Here is a 20,931-nt window from a genome sequence, read left to right as displayed (position 1 = left end):
CGTGATGAGGGCTGCGAGCAGGCTTTGCCGGTCGGGACGGGGCTGAACTATCTATCTAAGATTGCGCCCGGAAAGATGTCAATTGGCGCGCGTAGTCTGTGTCCGCCAGACCACAATTGGCACCGGCGGCTGATGGGCGGGACATGCCAAGCAGACCTAAGGGCGGGCGCGGGTGCGCCGGGCCGCGCGCCCCGCGCGGCATGCGATACGCCGCGCAAGTCAGTCGCCATGCTCCGCGCCCAGCGCCGCCAGTGGATGCGCGTCGCCATGCCACGGCGAACTCAGGAAATGCCGCACGCGCTCGGGTTGCACATCGGCGAGAGTCGCCGGTGACCAGCGCGGCCGACGGTCCTTGTCGATCAGTTGCGCGCGCACGCCCTCGCGGAAATCGCCTTCCTCGATCGAGCGCTTCACGATGCCGAGCTCCATCCGGAAGCAATCGGCAAGCGTCATCTGCCGGCCGCGCAGCAGCGCTTCGCGCGTCACGTGCAGCATCGTCGGCGAATGGGCGGTCAGTGCGTCGTAGGTCGCTTGCAGCCATTGCCGCACCTCGCGCGGCGGTTCGCGTTCGAGATCCTGACGCAGTGTCGCGACGATGCGCTCGACGCCCGAACGCCGGTCGAAGTGGCGCAGGATCAGTTGCGTCAGCGCGCCGAGCGGTGCGTGCGGCACGATATTGCACGGCGGCTCGAACACGGCGCGCAGCGCGTCGATGCGCTCGCCGTCGTGCGACATGCGCTGCAAACGTTCCTCGAAGCTCGCGAGCCAGTCGGCCGGCACGCACAGGTCGGCCAGTTGCAGGCGCACCGCGTCGGCGCCCGCTAGCGTCGCGCCGGTCAGCCCGACATACAGCGCAAGCTCGGCCGGCATCACGCTCAGAAAGCGGCTCGCGCCGACGTCGGGCACGAAGCCGATGCGAGTCTCCGGCATCGCGATGCGGCTGCGTTCGGTCACGATGCGCAGCCGCGCAGCCTGGCCGAGGCCCATGCCGCCGCCCATCGCGATGCCGTCGAGCAGCGCGACCACCGGCTTCGGAAACGTGTGCAACGCGTAATCGAGCCGGTATTCGTCGACGAAAAACGCGAGCCAGCGTGGGTCGCCCCGCGTCGCGAGCCGATGGACCTCGCGCACGTCGCCGCCCGCGCAAAAGCCCTTGTCGCCGGCGCCCTTCAGCACCAGCGCGACGATCCTGGCATCGGTGCGGCAATGCTCGACCAGCACCGCGAGTTCGCGCACCATCGCGTGCGACAGCGCGTTGAGCGCGGCAGGCCGGTTCAGCGTGATGATCGCCACGCGGTTGACGACGCGAAACAGCACGTCGGGTTCGGCTTGCGGGTTCGTCGCGGCGCGCATTTCGACCGCAAAGCCGTGCAAAGTGCTCATCGCTGCGTCTCCCGCGATGCACGGCTCGTCTGCCAGCGCGGCGCGCGTTTTTCGAGGAACGCGTTGACGCCCTCGCGCTGATCGGCACAATCGAACAGATCGACGAAGCGCTCGCGTTCTAGCGCGAGCGCGGCGGCGCGCGGCACGCCATGCCGCGCCTGATGGATCAGCTCCTTGCTGAAGCTGACCGCCTGCGGGCTCAAACCGGTGACGCGCTGCGCCATGTTCAATGCGGCTTCACGCGCGGCGCCGCGCTCCACCACTTCTTCGACGAGACCGATGCCGAGCGCGGTCGCCGCATCGACGCGCTCGCCGGTCAGAATCATCCGCTTGGCCCAGCCTTCGCCGACGAGCCACGGCAGCGTCTGCGTGCCGCAGCCGCATGGCAGCAGACCGACCGCCGTCTCGGGGAGCGCCAGCACCGCATGCTGCTCGGCGATGCGGATATCGCAGGCGAGCGCGCATTCGAGACCGCCGCCCATCGCAAAGCCGTTGAGCGCCGCGATGACGACGGGCCGCGCGTTCTGCAGCGATTCGAAGGCCGCGCCGAAACGCGCGGCCGCGGTGCGCGCGACTTCGCGATCGCCGTCGGCGAACGTGTTCAGATCGGCGCCCGCGCTGAAAAACTTCGGACCGTCGCCGGTGATCACGAGCGCGCGCACGCGCGCATCGGCGTTCAACTGCTCGACGGTGCGTTGCAATTGCAGCAGACCTTCGGGCGTGAAAGCGTTCGCGGGGGGCCGTTTCAACGTGATCAAAGCAACGGCGCCGTCATGTGCGTAATCGAGGTCGATCATTGCGTGCCTCCCTGGCCGTTACCGCCGCGCTCACGCGAGCGATACAGCTTGATCACCGCCGAAAAGTCCAGGCGCCCTGCGCCGTTCGCGCTCATCGTTTGATAAAGCTGCTGCGCGAGCGCGCCGAGATAGACCGGTTGACGCACGCCGCGCGCGGCATCGGTGGCGAGGCCGAGGTCTTTCAGCATCAGGTCGGTGCCGAAGCCGCCGGTATAGCCGCGCGAGGACGGCGCGGTCTCGATCACGCCCGGCATCGGGTTATACGTGTCCGAACTCCAGCAGCGCCCGGTCGACGTATTGATGATGCTACCGAGCACCTTCGTGTCGATACCGAGCGCCTCGCCGAGCGACATCGCCTCGGCGACGCCCGCCATCGAGATGCCGAGCACGAGGTTGTTGCAGATCTTCGCGACCTGGCCCGTGCCGGTGTCGCCGCAATGCACGATGTTTTTTCCCATCGCCGACAGCACTGGCTTGACCTGCTCGTACGCGCTCGCACTGCCGCCGACCATGAAGGTCAGCGTGCCCGCCGCCGCGCCGCCGGTGCCGCCCGAGACCGGTGCATCGACGAAGCAGTTGCCGTGAGCCGCGGCGAGTTCGGCAAACGCTTTCACGCTGGCGGGATCGATCGTGCTCGAATCGATGATCGGCACGCCCGGCGCGATGCCGGCGAGGATGCCATCGTCCGCGACGAGCACGCTGCGCACGTGAACCGCGGCGGGCAGCATCGTGATCACGCATTCGACGTCGCTCGCGGCGGCTTGCGGTGAGCGGGCCGGCTGCGCGCCCGCGTCGACGAGCGCGCGCACAGCTTGCGCGCTGAGGTCGAACACGGTGAGCGCGTGGCCCGCCTTCAGCAGGTTCAGCGCCATCGGCGCGCCCATATTGCCGAGTCCGATAAAGCCTATTTTCATGGTGTCGTCTCCGGGTGTGCCCTCAGTGCCTTCAACGCAGGCGGATCGTCGTGTTGACGCCATCGTTGACGGTGTCGTCGTCGAACCAGCGCGCGGTGACCGTCTTGGTCTGCGTGTAAAACTGCACGACCTGCTTGCCGTAGGGACCGAGATCGCCAAGCTTCGAGCCGCGCGAACCGGTGAAGCTGAAAAACGGCACCGGCACCGGGATAGGAATGTTAATACCGACCTGGCCGATATCGATCTCGCTCTGGAACTTGCGCGCCGCCGCGCCGCTTTGCGTGAAGAGGCCGACGCCGTTGCCGAACGGGTTGGCGTTGACGAGCGCGATAGCATCGTCGAGCGTCGCGACGTTCAGCACCGCGAGCACCGGCCCGAAGATTTCGGTGCGGTAGATTTCCATGTCGGCCGTCACGTCGGCGAACACCGTCGGGCCGATGAAGTTGCCCTGCTCGTAGCCGTGCACGTTCACATTGCGGCCGTCGAGCACGAGCGTCGCGCCCTCTTTCACGCCAGCGTCGATCAGACCGAGAATGCGCTGCTTCGCGGCGCGCGACACGACCGGCCCGACATCGGTGCCCGGCTCGTGACCCGCGTTGACCTTCAGCGTCTTCGCCTTCGCGACGAGCTCGGGCAACCACTCGCGCGCGGCACCGACCAGCACCGCCACCGAACTCGCCATGCAGCGCTGACCGGCGGCGCCGAACGCGGCGCCGGCGAGCGCGTTGAGGGTCTGTTCGCGATTCGCGTCGGGCAGCACGACCGCGTGGTTCTTCGCGCCCATCATCGACTGCACTCGCTTGCCGTGTTCGCTGCCGAGGCGATACACGTGCGTGCCGACCGCCGTCGAGCCGACGAACGAAATCGCCTTCACCAGTTCATGCGTGCACAGCGCATCGACGACTTCCTTGCCGCCGTGCACGACGTTCAGCACGCCCTTCGGCACGCCGGCTTGGAGCGCGAGTTCGACGAGCTGCATCGTCGACAGCGGGTCCTGCTCGGATGGCTTCAGCACGAAGGTATTGCCGCACACGAGCGCCATCGGGAACATCCACAGCGGGATCATCGCGGGGAAATTGAACGGCGTGATGCCGACGCATACGCCGAGCGGCTGGCGCAGCGTGTAAGTGTCCACACCACCGGCGACGTTCTCGGCGAACTCCCCCTGCTGCAACGTGCCGATCGAACACGCGTGCTCGACGACTTCCAGACCGCGGAAGATGTCGCCCTCGGCATCGGGAATCGTCTTGCCCTGCTCGGCCGACAGCGTCTTCGCGATGCGCGGCATATGCTCGCGAATCAGCGCCTGGTACTTCAGCATGATGCGCATGCGCGCGCCGATCGGCGTGTCCTTCCACGTTTTGAACGCGGCGTGCGCGCTGCGCACCGCCGCGTCGACTTCCGCGACGGTCGCGAACGGCACGCGCGCGAGGACCGCCTGCGTGGCCGGGTTCACGATGTCGCGCCACTCGGTCGTCTTCGATTCGACGAACTCGCCGTTGATCAGCAGTTTGACGGTGGCCACGGCGCCGGCAACGTCGCGGCCGGTCTCGTTCGAAGCAAGGGTGCTCATGCTGAAACTCCTGTGATTTAGAAAACAGTGCCCCACCGTGTCGAATCCGAAGCTCGAATTCAACGCGTGCGATTCAAACCGGGGCTGCAAACCAGCAATGGCGAGGAATAAAGACAGTCACCGCAAGTCGGGAAAATCCTCTTCCCAATACTCGTCCGGCAGACGCGCGGGCTCGGCCGCGCGCTCCATTTCGCGGCGCCGCAATTCGACGCGGCGGATCTTGCCGGAGATCGTCTTCGGCAGTTCGCTGAATTGCAGACGGCGAATCCGTTTGTACGGCGCGAGTTTTTCACGCGAGAACGCGAACACCGCGCGCGCGAGTTCGGGACCGGCTTCGTAGCCGTGACGCACGGTGACGAACGCCTTCGGCACCGCCAGACGCAACGCGTCCGCGCTCGGCACGACGGCCGCCTCGCCGATCGCCTCGTGTTCGATCAGCACGCTTTCGAGTTCGAACGGACTCAGGCGATAGTCGGACGACTTGAACACGTCGTCCGAGCGGCCGACGTACACGTAGTAGCCGTCGTCGCGACGCAGCGCGACATCCGAGGTGCGATAGAGGCCGTTGCGCATCGACTGCGCGGTCGCGTTGGCGTTGTTCGCATAACCCGTCATCAGGCCGAGCGGCCGTTCGGCGAGCGGCAGCGCGATTTCGCCTTCGCCGACCGGTTGGTCGTCGGCGTCGAGCAGCTCGACCCGGTAGCCCGGCAGCGGACGCCCCATCGAGCCGGCCACGACCGGCTGGCCCGGCGAATTGCCGATCTGGCAGGTCGTTTCGGTCTGGCCGTAGCCATCGCGAATCGTAATGCCCCACGCGTGCTTGACGCGCTCGATGACCTCCGGATTCAGCGGCTCGCCGGCGCCGACGATTTCGCGCAGCTTCACCGGATAGTCGCCGAGCGGCTCCTGCACGAGCATGCGCCAGACGGTCGGCGGCGCGCACAGCGTGGTGACGTTGAAGCGCACGAGCGCGGCGAGTGTGTCTTTCGGCACGAAGCGCGGGACGTTGAACACGAACACGCAGGCCTGCGCGTTCCACGGCGCGAAGAAGCAGCTCCACGCGTGCTTGGCCCAGCCCGGCGAGCTGATGTTCCAATGGATGTCGCCGGGTTGCAGGCCGATCCAGTACATCGTCGACAGATGCCCGACCGGATAGCTCTGGTGCGTATGCTCGACCAGCTTCGGCTTCGAGGTGGTGCCGGACGTGAAGTACAGCAACAGCGGATCGCTGGCGTGGGTGACGCCGTCCGGCGTGAAATGCGGCGAAGCCTCGTACGCGGCGGCAACATCGATCCAGCCGTCGCGCGGCGCACCGACCGACAGGCGGGTGAGCGGCACGTCGAGCGCATCGAATTTGCCCAGCTCCGCGCTGTCGACCACGACGAACTTCGCGCCGCCGATCTGCACGCGCTCGCGCACGTCCTCGGCGGATAGCTGCGTGGTGGCGGGCAGCACGATCGCGCCGAGCTTCATCGCGGCGAGCATGACGTCCCATAGCTCGACGCGGTTCGGCAGCATCAGCAGCACACGGTCGCCGCGGCCGACGCCCGCGCCGCGCAGAAAGTTCGCCATCCGCGACGAGCGCTCCGACATCTGCGCGTACGACAGACGCAGGCCGTCGCTGGAAGGATCGTCGACGATCCACAGCGCGGGGTTGTCGTTGTCATGCGCGATCGCGTCGAAGTAGTCGAGCGCCCAGTTGAACTCGCCGAGCGCGGGCCACGCGAATTCGCGGTACGCGCGCTCGTAGTCGGTGCGATGGCGCACTAGCAGATCGCGCGCGTCGAGAAAGGCTTTCGCTGCTGTCATCGTCGTCTCCTGTCGACCAGAGTTAGCGCTTTAGCGCTTACTCCGGTCCCATGCAACGTAGTTGCGAGTGGCGCGGGGCGCGCTCGGTTTTTTTTCGCCGCGGTGATCCAGGCGAGCATCCACGGCCAGGCTATTGTGCGCTCAAACGCCGCCCTCAAACATGGCGCGCGATCACCATCCGCTGCACTTCGCTCGTCCCTTCATAAATCTGCGTGATCCGTGCATCCCGGTAGTGGCGCTCGACCGCATAGTCCTCCAGATAGCCGTAGCCGCCATGAATCTGGATCGCGTTCGAACAGATCTCCTCCGCAAGCTCCGACGCAAAAAGCTTCGCCTGCGACGCCTCCGACAGACACGGCCGCCCCGCCGAGCGCAGCCGTGCCGCGTGATGTACGAGCAGGCGCGCGGCATTCAGGCGGGTCGCCATGTCGGCAAGCATGTTCGCGATCGTCTGGTGGTCTTTCAGCGGCTTGCCGAACTGTTCGCGCTCGTTCGCGTAGCGGCGCGCGGCGTCGAACGCGGCGCGCGCAATGCCGACTGCCTGCGCGGCGATGCCGATGCGCCCGCCTTCGAGATTCGACAGCGCGATGCGCAGACCCTCGCCCGGCTCGCCGAGCAGATTGGCCTCGGGCACCGCGCACTGATCGAGCGAGATCGGACAGGTGTCGGACGCGCGAATGCCGAGCTTGTGCTCCGGCCGACCGACGTCGAAACCCGGCGTCGAGGTCGGCACGATGAAGGCGGACAGGCCGCGCTTACCGCGCTCGGGATCGGTGACCGCGAACACGATCGCGACACCGGCGCGCGCGCCGTTGGTCACGAACTGCTTGCTGCCGTTCAGAATCCACTGCCCGTCGCGCCGCTGCGCGCGCGTGCGCAGATTGTTCGCCTCGGAGCCCGCCTGCGGCTCGGTCAGGCAAAACGCGCCGATCGTCCGGCCGATGGCGAGCTCGCGCAGATAGCGGTCTTTCTGCGCGGCGCTGCCGAAGTTCAGGATCGGCGCGCAGCCGACCGAGTTGTGCACGCTCATCAGCGTCGCGCAGGCGGCGCAACCGGCCGCGATCTCTTCGAGCGCGAGCGCATAGGCGACGTAATCGGTGTAGGAGCCGCCCCACTCGGCCGGCACCATCATGCCCAGAAAGCCGAGTTCGCCCAACTGCGCGACGACCCCGGCCGGCAGTTGCGCGTCGCGATCCCATTGCGCCGCGTGCGGCGCGAGACATTCGGTCGCGAAGTCGCGCGCAGCGTCGCGGATCATCCGTTGTTCGTCGGTGTAGAAGCTGTCCATGACTGCGTCCTCGTTGGTGCTGACGGCCGTGCTGGCGATCGCGGTGATGCGGCAAGTGTAGGCAAGCGGCCCGCGCCGTTCGATGCTCGCTCCGCTCATTCTTGCTGAGCGCTTTTGCCATACTGCTACCATGCACGTGCATGGAGCCTCGCCATTTCAGGGGCTTCATGATCCACGACGCAGCCTATGCTGAGCGCTTTTGCCAGAAAAGCCGAATCCCGATGAAAAGCGACAAAGGCACGATCTCCGTCAGTCTCGTCGAGGAAACGCTCGCGCTCGCGACGGCGCGCGGCCTCGACGCGCGAGCGCTCGCCGAAGCGGCCGGCATTGCCGCGGCGATGCTCGCGTCGCCGAAAAGCCGCGTATCGTCGGCGCAATACGGCGCGCTGTGGGCCGGCATCGCACGCGCGCTCGACGACGAATTCTTCGGCCAGGACTCGCATCCGATGAAAAGCGGCAGCTTCATCGCGATGACGCAGACGGCGCTGGGCGCGCGCAACGGCGCGCAGGCGCTTGCGCGCGCGGTCGGCTTCATGCGGCTCGTGCTCGACGATCTCGGCGCGACGATCGACACCGACGCGCAGCGCGTGCGCCTGAAGTTCGTCGAGCGCGCGGGCACGCGCAAGCCGGCGATGTTCGCTTACGCGACGTATTTCATCCTCGTGTACGGGCTCGTGTGCTGGCTCGTCGGCCGGCGCATTCCGTTGCTCGAAGCGCGCTTTCGCTGCGCCGCGCCGCCGGCCGCGCACGAATACCGGCTGATGTTCTGCGAAGAGATGTATTTCGACGAGCCGGAGTCGTCCGTCGATCTCGACCCTGCGTTTCTGGAACTGCCGGTGATCCAGACTTCGCGCTCGGCGCGGCCGTTTCTGCGCGATGCGCCGGGCAGCTTCATCGTCAAGTACCGCAATCCGGGTTCGCTCGCCGCGCGCGTGCGCAAGACGCTGCGCGCGCTGCCGATGTCGGGCTGGCCCGCGGCCGATCAGATGGCCGCGCGCCTGCACGTCGCCGAGGCGACGATGCGGCGGCACCTGAAGCAGGAGGGCCACACGTATCAGTCGATCAAGGACGCGCTGCGGCGCGACATCGCGATCGCCGAACTGCAGCGCACGCAGCGCACCATCGCCGATATCGCCAACGCCGTCGGCTTCGCGGAGCCGAGCGCGTTTCATCGGGCGTTCCGCAAATGGACCGGCATGCGCCCGACCGACTATCGGCCGGCCCGGGCCGCGGGGCTCGATCTCACGCGACGCGCCGAATCGGACTAAGCTTTAAGCGGCAACAGGCCAGCCTTGATCGAGGGTAGGGGCCCGCGCCGCCGGTTCGCACCGGCTGGCGCGACGGCCGTCAGCGATGAACACGACTCCGCGTCTCCCGCTCCGGCAGTCCGGTCCGCGCAGGCCGCTTATCCGCGGCGGCATCGTGGGCCGTTTGATGCGCGGCATCGCCGTGCTCGGCGTGCTATGCGCGTTCGGCTTCGCGACGCGCGAAGCGCTGGCGCCGCTGCAAGCGGCCAATGCGGCGAGCGCGGCGAACGTCGCCGCCGCGACCGCCAACAGCGTCGTCGTGATTCCGGTGAATGGCGCGATCGGACCGGCCACCGCCGATTTCATCGTGCGTGGTTTGCAGCGCGCGGCCAGCCAGCGCGCACAGCTCGCGGTCCTGCAACTCGATACGCCCGGCGGCCTCGATACGTCGATGCGGCAGATCATCAAGGCGATCCTCGCCTCGCCGGTGCCGGTCGCGACCTTCATCGCGCCGAGCGGCGCGCGCGCGGCCAGCGCCGGCACCTACATCGTCTACGCGAGCCATATCGCGGCGATGGCGCCGGGCACCAATCTCGGCGCCGCGACGCCGATCCAGATGGGCATCGGCGGCAACGAGCCGCCCGCCGGCGGCCCGCCGGTAACGCCAGCCACCCCAGGCACGCCGGGGCTGCCGGACATGCGCACGCTGCCTGGCGGCGCGTCCGCGCCTGCGCCTGCGTCACCCGGCGCATCATCCGAAGCCGCCAGCGCACTGCCGCTCGACACCCAATCGACCGAACTGCGCAAGCAGGTTCACGATGCCGCCGCCTACATCCGCGGCCTCGCGCAGATGCGCGGCCGCAACGCCGACTGGGCCGAGCGCGCCGTCCGCGAAGCGGTGAGCCTGTCCGATGAGGAAGCGCTCGCGCAGCACGTCGTCGATATCGTCGCGCGCGACGTGCCGGACCTGCTGCGCCAGCTGGACGGCCGCACGTACGTCACGAGCGCGGGCAGCGTCACGCTGCATACCGCGCATGCGCCGCTGATCACGCTCGAACCCGACTGGCGCAGCCGCTTTCTCGCCGTGATCACCGATCCGAGCGTCGCGCTGATTCTGCTGATGCTCGGCATGTATGGCCTGTTCTTCGAATTCGCCAATCCGGGCTTCGTGCTGCCCGGCGTGGTCGGCGCGATCAGCCTGCTGCTCGGCCTGTTCGCGATGCAGATGCTGCCCATCAGCTACGTCGGCCTCGGGCTGATCTTTCTCGGCATCGCCTTCCTGATCGGCGAAGCGTTCCTGCCGACCTTCGGCTCGCTCGGCTTCGGCGGCGTGGTCGCGTTCGTGGTCGGCGCAACGATGCTGATGGATACCGACGTGCCCGGCTATGGCATCCCGCTGCCGCTGATCGCCGCGGTCGTCGTGTTCAGCGTCGCGTTCGTGCTCGGCGTGTCGCGGCTCGCGCTGCGCGCGCGGCGGCGGCCGGTCGTGACGGGTTCGGAGGCGCTGATCGGCTGCGTCGGCGTGGTGCTGGACGGCGGCTTGCTGCCCGAACCCGAACACACGGCGGGCGGCCCGCTGGCCGGCTGGGCGCGCGTGCACGGCGAGCGCTGGCGCGTCTCGAGCACCACGCCGGCCGCGCCGGGTCAGAGCGTGCGCGTGACGGCGCGCAACGGCCTCACACTGACCGTGGTGCCCGTCACGTCGGTCGACGCCTTACAAGGAGAACGCTCATGATCGGCTTCACATTCGGCTTCGGCAGCATCCTGATCCTGCTCGTCGTCGCGCTGATTGCGTCGTCGGTGCGGATTTTTCGCGAGTACGAACGCGGCGTCGTGTTCATGCTCGGCCGCTTCTGGAAGGTCAAGGGGCCAGGGCTCGTATTGATCATTCCGATCGTGCAGCAGGCGGTGCGCATGGATTTGCGCACCATCGTGTTCGACGTGCCGACGCAAGACGTGATCACGCGCGACAACGTGTCGGTCAAGGTCAACGCGGTCGTGTATTTCCGCGTCGTCGATCCGGAGAAGGCGGTGATCCAGGTCGCGCGCTACTTCGAGGCGACCAGCCAGCTGGCGCAGACGACGCTGCGCGCGGTGCTCGGCAAGCACGACCTCGACCAGCTGCTGTCCGAGCGCGAGCAGCTGAACACCGACATCCAGAAAGTGCTCGACTCGCAAACCGACGCGTGGGGCATCAAGGTATCGATCGTCGAGATCAAGCACGTCGATATCAATGAAACGATGATCCGCGCGATTGCGCGTCAGGCCGAAGCCGAGCGCGAACGGCGCGCGAAGGTGATTCACGCGGAAGGCGAGTTGCAGGCATCGAAGCAATTGCTGGAGGCGGCCCAGACGCTCGCGCGGCAACCGCAGGCGATGCAGTTGCGCTATCTGCAGACGCTGGTGACGATCGCCGCCGACAAGAACTCGACGATCGTGTTTCCGCTGCCGATCGACCTCGTGAGTGCGGGGCTGGAACGCTTCAACATGCCATCGGCGTGATAGGACGATATTTGTCAGGACATCCATTCGGCGCGGATTAGCGTCGACGTTTCGGCATTCCTACCCGCTTGCGCGTTGCTTGCGCCGACGTGGCGAACGAGGCTCGCGGCGGGTTCGATTTGCCGGCAGAAATGGTGCGTTGCTTGTACCGCCTTACCCGGCGCACCGAAAAACCACCAGGTCCGGCCGTTTTTCCGCTCCGCAGGAGCCCGCCATGAAACTGTCTTCCCGCATTGGACTCGGCGCGCTGTTGGCCGCCGTGGGTATCAGCACCGTCTACGCGCAAGCGGTGACGCAGCCCGCCGACCCGTCGGCGCCGAAAACGCGCGCCCAGGTCCGCGCTGACCTCGCGGAATGGCTCGCCGCCGGCTACGACCCGTTCGACTGGATCGACTATCCGGAGAACGCGCAGCGCGCGGGCCGCATCGTCGCGCAACACCGCGAGCAGCAGCAAGGCAACGCCCCGACGGCCGTGCAGTAAAGCGGTCGCGGCTTGCGTAGTTGCAGCCTGAATGCCGCCCGCCGCGAGCGGCATGGCACGGCTTGCGTCGCGCCAAGGTATCATCCGGTCCCGCCATCCCTCACGCAGCAAACCAGCCGCACACAGCCGGAACCCGCACCATGCCAATCTGGGTCGATGCCGACGCCTGCCCGGCCGTCGTCAAGGACATGCTTTATCGCGCGGCGCGCCGGACCGGCATGCCGCTGACGCTGGTCGCCAATTCGTTCCTGCGCGTGCCGCCGTCGCCGCTGATCCGCGCGATCCAGGTGCCGGCCGGCTTCGACGCCGCCGATCAGTTGATCGTCGAGCGCGTCGTCGCGGGCGACCTCGTGATCACCGCCGACATCCCGCTCGCCGCCGCCGTGCTGGCAAAAAATGCCCACGCGCTCGATCCGCGCGGCAACTGGTACTCGCCCGGCACGATCGAAGAACGGCTGCGCATGCGCTCGATGCTCGACCAGTTGCGCTCGAGCGGCGTCGACACGGGCGGGCCGGCCGCCTTCAGCGCGCGCGATGGCAAGACGTTTGCTGGCGAACTCGATCGCTGGCTCGCGCGTCAGGCACCTCGCGGTGATGAGGAGGCGCCACAGTCGCACGGCAAACCGCCCGCCTGACGGGCCCGGGCGGCGTGCTGGCGCCGCCGCAGGCGCCGGGGCGCTGCCGTTCGTGATTACAATTCCGCCGTAACGCCGCCGCGCGGCCTGCCTTGCCGCGCCGCGCTGTCACCGCCTCGATGACAAAAACACTGTCTGAACGACGAAAGAGAGGAAACCCGCCACATGGACTCGATCAAACGCTACTTCGGCTTCGACGCCGTCGACACCAACCTGCGCACCGAAGTGCTAGCCGGCGTGACCACTTTCCTGACGATGGCCTACATCATCTTCGTGAACCCGGCGATTCTCGGCGACGCCGGCATGCCGAAGAGCGCGGTGTTCGTCGCGACCTGCCTCGTGGCCGCGCTCGCGTCGCTGATCATGGGCCTGTACGCGAACTACCCGATCGCGCTCGCGCCCGGCATGGGCCTGAACGCGTACTTCGCATACACGGTCGTCAAGGGCATGGGCTACACGTGGCAGGCCGCGCTCGGCGCGGTGTTCATCTCCGGGTGCCTGTTCCTGATCGTCACGCTGTTCCGCGTGCGCGAGGTGATCGTCAAGGGCATTCCGCATTCGATCCGCATCGCGATCACCGGCGGCATCGGTCTCTTTCTCGCGATCATTTCGCTGAAGTCGGCCGGCGTGGTGGTCGGCAATCCGGCCACGCTCGTCACGCTCGGCAATCTGCATGACCCGCACGTCGTGCTCGCGGCGGTCGGCTTCTTCGGCATCGTCACGCTGGATCATATGCGCGTGCGCGGGGCGATCCTGATCGGTATCGTCGGCGTGACGATCCTGAGCTTTTTCTTTGGCGGCAACCAGTTTCACGGCATCGTGTCCGCGCCGCCCTCGATCGCGCCGACGCTGTTGCAGCTCGATATCCGCAGCGCGCTGTCGAGCGGCGTGCTGAACGTGGTGCTGGTGTTCTTCCTCGTCGAGCTGTTCGATGCGACCGGCACGCTGATGGGCGTCGCGAACCGCGCGGGGCTGCTGGTGGAAGGCAAGATGCATCGGCTGAACCGCGCGCTGCTCGCGGACAGCACCGCGATTCTCGCCGGCTCGATGCTCGGTACTTCGTCGACGACGGCGTATATCGAAAGCGCATCGGGCGTGCAGGCCGGCGGCCGTACCGGCATGACCGCGATCACGGTCGCCGTGCTGTTCGTCGCGGCGCTGTTTTTCGCGCCGCTCGCCGAAGTGGTGCCGCCGTATGCGACCGCGCCCGCGCTGCTGTACGTGTCGTGCCTGATGCTGCGCGAACTGGTCGACCTGCCGTGGGACGACGCGACCGAAGTCGTGCCGGCCGCGCTGACCGCGCTGCTGATGCCGTTCACCTACTCGATCGCGAACGGCGTCGCATTCGGCTTCATCTCGTACGCGGGACTCAAGCTGCTGACGGGCCAGGCGCGCCAGGTGAAGCTGGTCGTGTGGATCATCGCGGCGATTTTCCTGTTCCGGTATTTCTATCTCGGCAGCGAATGAGGAGGTTGCGCGGCCGGGGGGTCGAATGTGTCGTCGGGTTCGGGGACCGTTTATCATCCGATGTTTCGAATGATGATCGACCCGGTCGCAGCGGCACGGGTCGCCACCCCAGGAGCCTCGATGTCCTCATATAACCGCACGACGGACCGCTACACGAAGCCCGCGATTTTCTTTCACTGGATGATTTTTCTGCTGGTCGCGCTGGCCTATCTGGCCATCGAAATCCGCGGCCCGCGCGGCTCCGACAGCCGCGCGTTCTGGACCGGCGTGCATTTTTGGGCCGGCACGCTGGTGCTCGGGCTGGCCGTGTTGCGGCTGCTGTGGAGATTGTGGGCCGGCGCGCCGGAGGAGCTTGAAAGCAATCGGCTGCTCGCTTTCCTCGGGCGCTCCGCGCACCTCGCGCTCTATGTGTTCATCTTCGCGCAGCCGCTGCTCGGCATGCTGATGGTCAATGCGGGCGGGCGGCCGGTGTCGCTCGCATGGACGGACATCAGCTTCACGCTGGTGCGTGCGGATGCGATCGCGCGGCCGCTGTTGAAGGACGCGCACGAGTGGCTCGGCAACGTGTTCTATTGGGTGATCGGACTGCACGCGCTCGCGGCGATCGCGCACCATGTGGTGTTCAAGGATCGGGCGCTGCGGCGGATCATTTGAAAGTAATGGAGCTGGCTGCGTGCCGCCGATGCATTGCACGCGGTCGCGGCTTGCGCGCAGGCCAGCCAGCGGCAGCGGCACGGGTGAATCCGAACTTCGCGCTTCGGCAGCAGTCGCGCTTGCCGAAGCTTCGGTACCGGTAGCCAGCCGATAGTTTCAGATCGGTCAGTTACGCCAGTTCGCCTCGTAAAACCGCACGTAACCGCTTCTGAGCACGAGACACTGCGCGCGCGTTTCCGACAACAGCCGGCGCGTGGCGGCCTCGATGCGCGGCCGGTGCGCGTCGAACGCGACGATCATGTCCTCCAGCCGGGGGGACGCGGCGCCGAAGTGATCTTCGAGCGCTTCCGCGGTGATCATGCACTCCACCCTCTGCCCATCGACCATTGCCGGAAACGCCAAAGTAAGTTCGCGACCTGAATATTCAGGGGCTTCGTTCGGGAATTGGATCTGCATGGGAGTCACCTGGAAGAGTGCGCGCACGATGCGCTCGGGTAATGCACGCGCTGATTGCTTGCTATCGCGTCCGCCGCTCGTTCCTCCTGGTCCCATGCAGCCGGCGCGGGCCGTCGCCTCGACGCGGCATCGTCAGTTCGCGCCACGCGGAGGTGAATTGATTCACTTTAGACGAGTTCGGCCCAGGTGCAAGATTTCCCCGATTTTTTCTTGAAGGCGCGACTGACGCGCCGATGTTGCGGCGCGGCATAAAGCGCTGTCCGATCCCGTGTAAAGTGTCGCGCACCTAGTCTTTGACCTGCACGATGTCCGCCCCCACCCGCCCGCCTGTGGTTCGCGTCGAACCGCTCGGCCAGAGCTTCGAAGCGCCCGATTCGCTGACGATTCTCGAAGCCGCCGCTTTCGCCAATCTGCGTTTGCCGCGTTCGTGCCGCAACGGCACGTGCCGAACATGCTTGTGCCGGATGACGTCTGGGCGTGTGCGCTACTCGATTGAATGGCCCGGCGTGAGCCGCGAGGAAAAGGCGGACGGTTATATCCTGCCGTGCGTGGCGGTCGCGGAAACCGACGTGGTGATCGAAGTGCCGGATGCGGTCGCGATACCGGCACGATGAGCGGGAGCGTAGGGGCCTGGCGCCCCGCTCGCCGACGCTTTCACGCGCTGTGTCTTACCGCCCGTTGCCCATTGCGCGGGCGATTTTCTTGTCCGTATTGTACTGGCTCAGCGAATACACCGACCAGATGGCCGCCGGCACCCAGCCGATCAGCGTGATTTGCAGAATCAGGCAGATGATGCCCGCAAACGGACGGCCGATCGTGAAAAACTGCAGCCACGGCAGAATGATGGCAAGCAAAAGACGCATTCGGTTTTCCTGTTCCTGTGATTACGGCAGCATGGGTGAGTCCGCGGGGGACGCATCTGCCTCGTTGTTGAACTCATCGAGCGGCGCAAAACGCGGCACCTCGACGCCTTCCTGCTCTACCAGCTCGAAAAACACCGTCGCTGGACGGGTCCAGATCGTACCATTGGCCGCCTTGTAGACGATCATCGTGACCGTCGGATCCGATTCGAGCGTGGCCTCGCAGACCAGTTCGTAAATGCCGCCTTTGTAGTGTCGGTAGCGCATGGTGTGTGACCTTATTTTGGGCGTCGTCGAAGCATTTTCGAGCACGGCGCGCGTGAGCTCAGCCGCCCTCTTTCATCTGCTTCAGGATCTTGTAGACGGTCGCGCGGCCCATCGTCAGCACCGCGGCCACGTAATTCGCCGAGCTGCGGCCGCGAAACGCGCCCTGCGCGTGCAGCGCCTCGACGATTTCACGCTTGTGCTCGCGCGTCAGCGCATTGATGCCGATCTGCCGGTCGCGCAGCCACGTGTGCAGATACGTGTTGATGCGGTCCTGCCAGTCGTCGCGGAACAGATCGTCGGCAGGCGCGTCCGTCATCGCGCCGCCCTTGATGAACAGATCGAGCGTCGAGCGCACATCCTCGAACACCGCGATGTTGAAGTTCACGCACAGGATGCCGGCGGGCTTGCCGTCGTCGTCGAACAGGATGTTGCTCACGCAGCGCATGCGGCGGCCGTCCCAGTTCAGTTTCTCGTAGGGGCCGATGGTCTGGCCGCGCGCCGCGAAGTGCGCGTCGTCGAGCACCGACGGCGCGCCCACATCGAGCCGCGACAGATTGTTCACCAGATACGCGATGGTCTGATCGCGCAGATCGTGAATCACCACCTCGGCGCACGGATAGAGCAGCGCGGCGATGCCGTCGGCGATCGGCGCGTAGCGCTTCAGCAGCAGGTCTTTGACAGGAGACACGTTCGGGTTGCGCATGGAAAAAACGCGAGGTTCGAAGGAGGCGGCGCGCGATAGCGGATGACGACGAAGCCAGATGCCCGCAGTGGACGCCGGCGCGCCCGCTCGGTCCGCAATTCAGGAAGTCGCCATTGTAGCGGCCTCGCGCTGGCGCCGCGACTCGACGCCGGACGGCAATTTTGTCTACCTCGCGAGCACATTTTTTTCGTGCGATAAACACTGATCCGCCGACACCCAACCGAACGGAGCCAACCGATGGCCACACTCGAAGCGCTTCGCGCCGTGCTCGACGACAAGCGCACGCCGGAGATCATTCGCAACCACATCATCGATTCGCTGCAGTACGCGCTGCGCAACCATGGTCAGGTCTTCACGGCCAAGGAAGTCGAATGGTTGACCGGCTGGGACGATGCGCGCCTGCCGCTGGCGGCCGCGCGCGAATTGCAGAAGCGCGTCGCCGAGACGTCGCGCTGACGCACGCGTTCGGATAGGAGCCTCGCGCGCGCCACTCGCGCAATTCGCGCCTCCGTCGCCCGTCCCGCCTCCGACACGACTTCGCCAACCGCCCGCGAAGCCCTGCCAGTCGGGCGTTCCGGTCGTGCGCTGAAGTTTGCACTATCCAATCAGCCCTATTTCAGGCATCATGTTGCAATTGTTGTACCTCGCACCCATATAGCACTGGCAGCACCAGGCAGTCTCAACCCGGCATCTCCGCACCACCCCCGACTGTTCGACCGCCCTTATCTGCGATCCCGTCACTCCGGCAATGCGCCGCCCGCATTCGCCGTCGCGAGAAGTACACCGAGCGGTTCAGCATCATGCGTCCGGCGCCCGAATTGACGCGCCGCTTCAGCGTTTTTTCGGTCGAATCCGCGTTTTTGCGCGACCGCTCGGGCCATTGTCATTGAGCCCGCCGGGTCTAGCAGGTCTGTGCCAACCATTTTTATCGCCGGCGCGCCCATCGGTGCTGCGCCGCCGGTCCGCGCCGTGACGCGTCAAAGGAGCGTTGCCGGAAGCAGCGCCCCGCACGCGGCGCGTGGACCACGCAATACAGGACATGTTTCTCATGAATTCAGCTGTCAGGACCTACAAGGGTTACGAAATTCACCCGCTCGTTTATCCGCGCCGCCCCGCGGGCGCGCAAGCGACCCGCAATCCGGGCGCCGGTTACGACGCTTCGGTGCGCATCTGCCGCGTCGGCGCCAATGCGGCGGCCGACGGCCGGGTATTTCGCCTGCAGTATCTGTTTCCGTTCGACGGCATGGGCAAGGCGCGCATCGCGTGCATGGCGCATGCGGAACGGCTGATCGACGGCCAGGTGAGCGGTCAGTCGGTCACCGATCTTTGAGCGGCGTCATCGGCGCGTCACTCATGTCGCGCAGCGTGCTTTCGGGCGCCGCTGCTTTTCAAACGAATCCACAGTCGCGCCGCTCGCAATGCCTGCGGCCGGTTTCCCCTTTATCCCATCGACCAGGAGTTATGCATGGCGAAAGAAGAACTGCTTGAACTTGACGGTATCGTCGACGAAGTGCTTCCGGATAGCCGCTACCGCGTGACGCTCGACAACGGCGTCGTGGTCGGCGCCTACGCGTCCGGGCGCATGCGCAAGAACCATATCCGTATTCTCGCGGGCGATCGCGTAACGCTCGAATTGTCGGTCTACGACCTGACCAAGGGGCGGATCAATTTCCGCCACAAGGACGAGCGTGCGAGTGGCGGCGGTGCGCCACGGCACGCGGCGCGGCGGAGGTAAGCAGGGGTCACGGCGCCGCCCTGCGTACCTGTGATGTTGTGCAGGCGATGCGGGCAGCCCGCCCGAACCCATGCGAAAGCGCGAGGCCCGACAGACTCGCGCCATACCTTCCGACTCCGCGTTCTGCTTGAACGCGCTACGTCAGCCTCGCCGCCCAAGCGCGTGAAATAGACGTCTTCCCTGACATTCGGGATGCTCTCCAGCGCATGCGCGAACGTCGTACGCCGCAACACGCGCGGCGTCTTGATTGGAATCTGGCGGCACGCCGCTTCGGCGACCACGCACGTCGCAGCACGTCTCGCTAAACTCCAAACACCGCCCCCAAATCCTCCCCCCGTTACTATCTTCACTCCTCGACAATCGAGGATTTGGCCAGCTAGGCCCGGCATGATTCTCGCCCCCAGTCGCAGTCATGATCCGGGGGGTGTTGTCACCGGGCCTGGTGGGTGGCTGGTGATCGCTAATAGGGGCTCGGCCAGGATATCTTGAGGCCGTCCGTAACGTGGATGCCGAGACTTGCCACCGATGTTGCAGGCCAAACCGTTCAACCTGCAAAGCCTTCGATGCAAGAAAACCAACAACATAGCTCTGTCGATGTATTCGTCGGCGTCGATGTCGGCAAAGGCCACCATCACGCCGTCGCCCTCGATCGGACCGGAAAGCGCCTGTACAACAAGGCACTGCCCAACGATGAGGCCAAGCTGCGCGCCGTCATCACCGAACTCAAGACGCACGGCCAGCTCCTGTTCGTCGTCGATCAGCCCGCCACCGTCGGTGCATTGCCCCTGGCAGTCGCCCGTGATGAAGGAGTCCTGGTCGCGTATCTACCGGGTCTGGCTATGCGCCGCATCGCTGACCTGCACGCAGGGGAAGCCAAGACCGATGCTCGCGATGCCGCCATCATTGCTGAAGCCGCGCGCTCGATGCCACATGCGCTGCGCTCACTTCGACTGGTTGACGAACCGCTCGCCGAACTCACCATGCTGTGCGGCTTCGACGACGATCTCGCGGCACAGATCACGCAGACCAGCAACCGCATTCGAGGTTTGCTCACCCAGATCCATCCAGCGCTGGAACGCGTTCTGGGGCCGCGCCTCGACCATCCGGCCGTGCTCGATCTGCTTGAGCGGTATCCATCGCCCGCAGAACTTGCCGCGACCAGCGAGAAAACGCTTGCCAACCGCCTCACCAAACTCGCGCCTCGCATGGGCAAGAGCCTCGCGGCCGAGATCGTTCAGGCGCTCCGCGAACAGGCTGTGATCGTGCCCGGTACTCAGGCAGCAACCATCGTCATGCCGCGTCTTGCACAGCAACTCGCGTCCTTGCGCAAGCAGCGCGATGAGGTTGCCAGCGAAGTCGAGCGTCTGGTGCAAGCACACCCTCTTTGGCCGGTCCTGACCAGCATGCCGGGAGTCGGCGTCAGGACTGCCGCCAGACTCCTCACTGAAGTCGCTCACAAGGCGTTCGCCTCAGCCGCGCATCTGGCTGCCTACGCCGGCCTCGCCCCGGTCACCCGGCGCTCGGGCTCGTCGATACGGGGCGAACATCCATCCCGGCGGGGCAACAAGGTGCTCAAGAGAGCGCTCTTCCTCTCCGCCTTCGCAGCTCTGCGCGATCCAATCTCAAGAGACTATTACTCGCGCAAGGTCCAGCAGGGTAAGCGCCACAATCAGGCGCTCATCGCTCTGGCCCGACGACGCTGTGACGTGCTGTTCGCCATGCTGCGGGACGGCACCCTATATCAACCTAAATCCGCCCCTAATGCTTGACGAATCACATAGGGGCACCCCCCCGCGCTTTTGCGCACCTGCTCGACCACCCGCTCCTCCAGCTCCATCTGCGCCCGCTGCTGACCTCGATCAGCCCGTTGATGACGACGATTCGCGACGCGACCGGCTTGAGCTTCTACGGCGCGTCATTGCTGACCAGTCTGCCGGTGGCCGCGACGAACGCGATGCGCCGCTTCGGTGCATCGGGCGTCCGCTGTCCTGCATGCCCTTCGCCGGTGCAACGCGACCGGCGTGGCCGCGTCACCTCTTTCGCGGACGATTCGCAGCGATCGCCCGCAAAAAACCCCAATCGATCCCCGCCATTCGCGCGAATGCGCTCACACACCTCGCCAAGCCCCGTCGCGCGAAGGCTGGCATGTCCATTGCTTTA

General features: G+C 66.1%; 22 protein-coding genes and 1 pseudogene. 13 read left to right on the top strand and 10 right to left on the bottom strand.

What is annotated here, in order from left to right; translation table 11 throughout:
• Positions 1 to 219: 219 nt before the first annotated feature.
• From OKW26_RS09350 to OKW26_RS09325, 6 genes are all read right to left on the bottom strand, one after another.
• Positions 220 to 1,383, bottom strand: a complete 1,164-nt coding sequence (locus tag OKW26_RS09350; RefSeq protein ID WP_429353398.1) for an enoyl-CoA hydratase/isomerase family protein — start codon at positions 1,381 to 1,383, stop codon at positions 220 to 222.
• On the bottom strand, positions 1,380 to 2,180 hold the full coding sequence (locus OKW26_RS09345; RefSeq protein WP_429353397.1) for an enoyl-CoA hydratase: 801 nt from the start codon (positions 2,178 to 2,180) through the stop codon (positions 1,380 to 1,382). Before OKW26_RS09345 ends, OKW26_RS09350 begins: the two co-directional genes overlap by 4 nt.
• Positions 2,177 to 3,094, bottom strand: coding sequence for a 3-hydroxyisobutyrate dehydrogenase (gene mmsB / locus OKW26_RS09340; RefSeq protein WP_429353396.1), 918 nt, complete (start codon positions 3,092 to 3,094; stop codon positions 2,177 to 2,179). The genes OKW26_RS09345 and mmsB overlap by 4 nt, the downstream gene beginning before the upstream one ends.
• 31 nt (positions 3,095 to 3,125) lie before the next feature.
• The gene (locus OKW26_RS09335) at positions 3,126 to 4,667 is read right to left on the bottom strand and encodes a CoA-acylating methylmalonate-semialdehyde dehydrogenase (RefSeq protein ID WP_429353395.1); all 1,542 of its coding nucleotides are present in this window, start codon (positions 4,665 to 4,667) and stop codon (positions 3,126 to 3,128) included.
• 117 nt (positions 4,668 to 4,784) lie between these two features.
• A complete protein-coding gene (locus OKW26_RS09330) occupies positions 4,785 to 6,476 on the bottom strand; it encodes an AMP-binding protein (RefSeq protein ID WP_429353394.1) in 1,692 nt (563 codons plus the stop codon).
• Between the two features lie 154 nt (positions 6,477 to 6,630).
• Complete coding sequence (locus OKW26_RS09325) at positions 6,631 to 7,764, bottom strand: acyl-CoA dehydrogenase family protein (RefSeq protein ID WP_429354198.1); 1,134 nt, start codon at positions 7,762 to 7,764, stop codon at positions 6,631 to 6,633.
• 221 nt (positions 7,765 to 7,985) lie between these two features.
• Here OKW26_RS09325 and OKW26_RS09320 point away from each other — a divergent pair, with 221 nt between their 5' ends.
• The 7 genes from OKW26_RS09320 to OKW26_RS09290 all read left to right on the top strand — a co-directional run bounded on the left by OKW26_RS09320 (position 7,986) and on the right by OKW26_RS09290 (position 14,750).
• Entirely contained in the window at positions 7,986 to 9,032 is a 1,047-nt protein-coding gene (locus OKW26_RS09320) for an AraC family transcriptional regulator ligand-binding domain-containing protein (RefSeq protein ID WP_429353393.1), read from the top strand.
• 85 nt (positions 9,033 to 9,117) lie between these two features.
• A complete protein-coding gene (locus OKW26_RS09315; protein ID WP_429353392.1) occupies positions 9,118 to 10,746 on the top strand; it encodes an NfeD family protein in 1,629 nt (542 codons plus the stop codon).
• Positions 10,743 to 11,513 (top strand): slipin family protein, encoded by a 771-nt coding sequence (locus OKW26_RS09310; protein ID WP_429353391.1) that lies wholly within the window; start codon positions 10,743 to 10,745, stop codon positions 11,511 to 11,513. The genes OKW26_RS09315 and OKW26_RS09310 overlap by 4 nt, the downstream gene beginning before the upstream one ends.
• A gap of 214 nt (positions 11,514 to 11,727) precedes the next feature.
• Positions 11,728 to 11,994: a DUF4148 domain-containing protein gene (locus OKW26_RS09305; RefSeq protein WP_429353390.1), complete on the top strand. Its 267-nt coding sequence runs from the start codon at positions 11,728 to 11,730 to the stop codon at positions 11,992 to 11,994.
• 140 nt (positions 11,995 to 12,134) lie between these two features.
• Positions 12,135 to 12,629 (top strand): YaiI/YqxD family protein, encoded by a 495-nt coding sequence (locus tag OKW26_RS09300; protein WP_429353389.1) that lies wholly within the window; start codon positions 12,135 to 12,137, stop codon positions 12,627 to 12,629.
• 165 nt (positions 12,630 to 12,794) lie between these two features.
• The gene (locus OKW26_RS09295; protein ID WP_184054534.1) at positions 12,795 to 14,096 is read left to right on the top strand and encodes an NCS2 family permease; all 1,302 of its coding nucleotides are present in this window, start codon (positions 12,795 to 12,797) and stop codon (positions 14,094 to 14,096) included.
• Between the two features lie 120 nt (positions 14,097 to 14,216).
• Entirely contained in the window at positions 14,217 to 14,750 is a 534-nt protein-coding gene (locus OKW26_RS09290; protein ID WP_090810140.1) for a cytochrome b, read from the top strand.
• Between the two features lie 165 nt (positions 14,751 to 14,915).
• Here OKW26_RS09290 and OKW26_RS09285 read toward each other — a convergent pair whose 3' ends face one another.
• Complete coding sequence (locus OKW26_RS09285; protein ID WP_026226687.1) at positions 14,916 to 15,206, bottom strand: DUF1488 domain-containing protein; 291 nt, start codon at positions 15,204 to 15,206, stop codon at positions 14,916 to 14,918.
• Positions 15,207 to 15,511: 305 nt separating this feature from the next.
• Here OKW26_RS09285 and OKW26_RS09280 point away from each other — a divergent pair, with 305 nt between their 5' ends.
• Positions 15,512 to 15,820 carry a 2Fe-2S iron-sulfur cluster-binding protein gene (locus OKW26_RS09280; protein ID WP_184062727.1) on the top strand — a complete coding sequence of 103 codons (309 nt, stop codon included), beginning with the start codon at positions 15,512 to 15,514 and terminating at the stop codon, positions 15,818 to 15,820.
• 54 nt (positions 15,821 to 15,874) lie between these two features.
• On the opposite strand, the gene OKW26_RS09275 is transcribed toward OKW26_RS09280, so the two are convergent.
• Genes OKW26_RS09275 through OKW26_RS09265 form a run of 3 tightly spaced genes read right to left on the bottom strand, consistent with a single transcriptional unit; the run spans position 15,875 to position 17,036 of the window.
• Positions 15,875 to 16,069 carry a YqaE/Pmp3 family membrane protein gene (locus tag OKW26_RS09275; protein ID WP_090806541.1) on the bottom strand — a complete coding sequence of 65 codons (195 nt, stop codon included), beginning with the start codon at positions 16,067 to 16,069 and terminating at the stop codon, positions 15,875 to 15,877.
• A 21-nt stretch (positions 16,070 to 16,090) separates the two neighbouring features.
• Entirely contained in the window at positions 16,091 to 16,333 is a 243-nt protein-coding gene (locus OKW26_RS09270; protein WP_184066150.1) for a DUF1653 domain-containing protein, read from the bottom strand.
• A gap of 58 nt (positions 16,334 to 16,391) precedes the next feature.
• Complete coding sequence (locus OKW26_RS09265; RefSeq protein ID WP_187610762.1) at positions 16,392 to 17,036, bottom strand: helix-turn-helix transcriptional regulator; 645 nt, start codon at positions 17,034 to 17,036, stop codon at positions 16,392 to 16,394.
• A gap of 237 nt (positions 17,037 to 17,273) precedes the next feature.
• Between OKW26_RS09265 and OKW26_RS09260 the strand changes: the two genes are divergently transcribed.
• From OKW26_RS09260 to OKW26_RS09240, 5 genes and pseudogenes are all read left to right on the top strand, one after another.
• Positions 17,274 to 17,492: a hypothetical protein gene (locus OKW26_RS09260; RefSeq protein WP_184054544.1), complete on the top strand. Its 219-nt coding sequence runs from the start codon at positions 17,274 to 17,276 to the stop codon at positions 17,490 to 17,492.
• Between the two features lie 592 nt (positions 17,493 to 18,084).
• Positions 18,085 to 18,366, top strand: a complete 282-nt coding sequence (locus OKW26_RS09255; RefSeq protein ID WP_090810142.1) for a hypothetical protein — start codon at positions 18,085 to 18,087, stop codon at positions 18,364 to 18,366.
• A gap of 135 nt (positions 18,367 to 18,501) precedes the next feature.
• Complete coding sequence (infA, locus tag OKW26_RS09250; RefSeq protein WP_090806547.1) at positions 18,502 to 18,771, top strand: translation initiation factor IF-1; 270 nt, start codon at positions 18,502 to 18,504, stop codon at positions 18,769 to 18,771.
• A gap of 563 nt (positions 18,772 to 19,334) precedes the next feature.
• Positions 19,335 to 20,540 (top strand): IS110 family transposase, encoded by a 1,206-nt coding sequence (locus OKW26_RS09245; protein WP_429353388.1) that lies wholly within the window; start codon positions 19,335 to 19,337, stop codon positions 20,538 to 20,540.
• Positions 20,541 to 20,548: 8 nt separating this feature from the next.
• Positions 20,549 to 20,752, top strand: a pseudogene (locus OKW26_RS09240) (hypothetical protein); the annotation flags it as partial.
• Between the last annotated feature and the right edge of the window lie 179 nt (positions 20,753 to 20,931).

This window comes from Paraburkholderia sp. 32, assembly GCF_050435345.1.
Classification (GTDB): Bacteria; Pseudomonadota; Gammaproteobacteria; order Burkholderiales; family Burkholderiaceae; genus Paraburkholderia; species Paraburkholderia tuberum.
This window is presented reverse-complemented; position numbering and strand designations above follow the sequence as displayed.